3 protein-coding genes are annotated in these 1,403 nt (G+C 57.3%); all 3 read right to left on the bottom strand.

Going from position 1 to position 1,403, the window contains the following annotated elements:
• A partial coding sequence (locus ACTHSL_RS12595; RefSeq protein WP_032348803.1) for a major capsid protein occupies positions 1-245 on the bottom strand: 245 nt, incomplete at its 3' end.
• 55 nt (positions 246-300) lie between these two features.
• Complete coding sequence (locus ACTHSL_RS12590) at positions 301-633, bottom strand: head decoration protein (RefSeq protein ID WP_001297109.1); 333 nt, start codon at positions 631-633, stop codon at positions 301-303.
• 9 nt (positions 634-642) lie between these two features.
• Positions 643-1,403, bottom strand: a 761-nt coding sequence (locus ACTHSL_RS12585) for a S49 family peptidase (protein ID WP_440381655.1), incomplete at its 5' end; no start/stop codon positions are given.

Genomic DNA, 1,403 nt, shown 5'->3' with positions numbered 1-1,403 from the left:
TGCTTCGGCTTGACATATCCCGGCGTAAATTCAGAGGTGGAGCCGCCACGGGAACGGATAACCTCACCGGAAACAATCGGCGAAACGTACAGCGCCATGTTTACCAGTCCCGGAATTTGTGAGAGATAGACTTTCTCCGTGGTGAAGGGATAGCTCTCACGGAAAAAGAGACGCAGAAACAGCGGATCAAACTTAAATTTCTGCTCATTTGCCGCCAGCAGTTGGGCGGTTGTGTACATCGACATAAAAAAATCCCGTAAAAAAAGCCGCACAGGCGGCCTTTAGTGATGAAGGGTAAAGTTAAACGATGCTGATTGCCGTTCCGGCAAACGCGGTCCGTTTTTTCGTCTCGTCGCTGGCAGCCTCCGGCCAGAGCACATCCTCATAACGGAACGTGCCGGACTTGTAGAACGTCAGCGTGGTGCTGGTCTGGTCAGCAGCAACCGCAAGAATGCCAACGGCAGCACCGTCGGTGGTGCCATCCCACGCAACCAGCTTACGGCTGGAGGTGTCCAGCATCAGCGGGGTCATTGCAGGCGCTTTCGCACTCAATCCGCCGGGCGCGGTTGCGGTATGAGCCGGGTCACTGTTGCCCTGCGGCTGGTAATGGGTAAAGGTTTCTTTGCTCGTCATAAACATCCCTTACACTGGTGTGTTCAGCAAATCGTTAACGGCATCAGATGCCGGGTTACCTGCAGCCAGCGGTGCCGGTGCCCCCTGCATCAGACGATCCAGCGCAGTGTCACTGCGCGCCTGTGCACTCTGTGGTGCTGCGGCCAGAATGCGGCGGGCCGTTTTCACGGTCATACCGGGGGTTTCTGCCAGCACGCGTGCCTGTTCTTCGCGTCCGTGAGCCTCCTCACAGTTGAGGATCCCCATAATGCGGCTGTTTTCTGCCGCAACCGCTGCGGTGATCTGCGCGTTCACGTCCGGCTGCGCCGCGCTGGCGTTCTCGCCCTCCGTCGCTGGCACCACGTCAGTAACGTCAGCCTGCGAAGCAGTGGCTGAAACAGTTGTTGATTGAGTCTCTTTGGTCATTCGCCCTCCTGAGAGACGGGATTTACGTGCATCCAGTGCATCACGCATGACGGTGATCGCATCGGTGCTGTTAACAAGTTCATCAGCCAGTCCGGCATCAATGGCCTCCTGACCGCTGTACACTGCAGCCTCGGTATCCAGCACAACCTGCACGGACAGGCCGGTATATGCCGACACCTTCTGCGCAAACATCTGGCGGGTTGCGTCCATCCGGGACTGCAGTGTCTCCCGGACGTCATCCGGAAGATGGCTGTAGGGGTTGCCATCCACCTTATGGCTGCCGCTGTAAATCAGCGTGATTTCCACACCCTGTTTCTCCAGCGCAGCACCGTAATTACTGTGAGCCATCATGACGCCGATGGAGC

It is taken from the genome of Neisseria sp. P0008.S010 (genome assembly GCF_051962715.1).
GTDB classification, from domain to species: domain Bacteria; phylum Pseudomonadota; class Gammaproteobacteria; order Burkholderiales; family Neisseriaceae; genus Neisseria; species Neisseria elongata.
Note: the sequence above shows the minus strand (reverse complement) of the source record. Positions and strands in the feature narration are given on the sequence as shown.

Excerpts from the sequence above, each read along its gene's own strand:
- ACTHSL_RS12590 (WP_001297109.1), bottom strand. The coding sequence starts at position 633 with ATGACGAGCAAAGAAACCTTTACCCATTACCAGCCGCAGGGCAACAGT.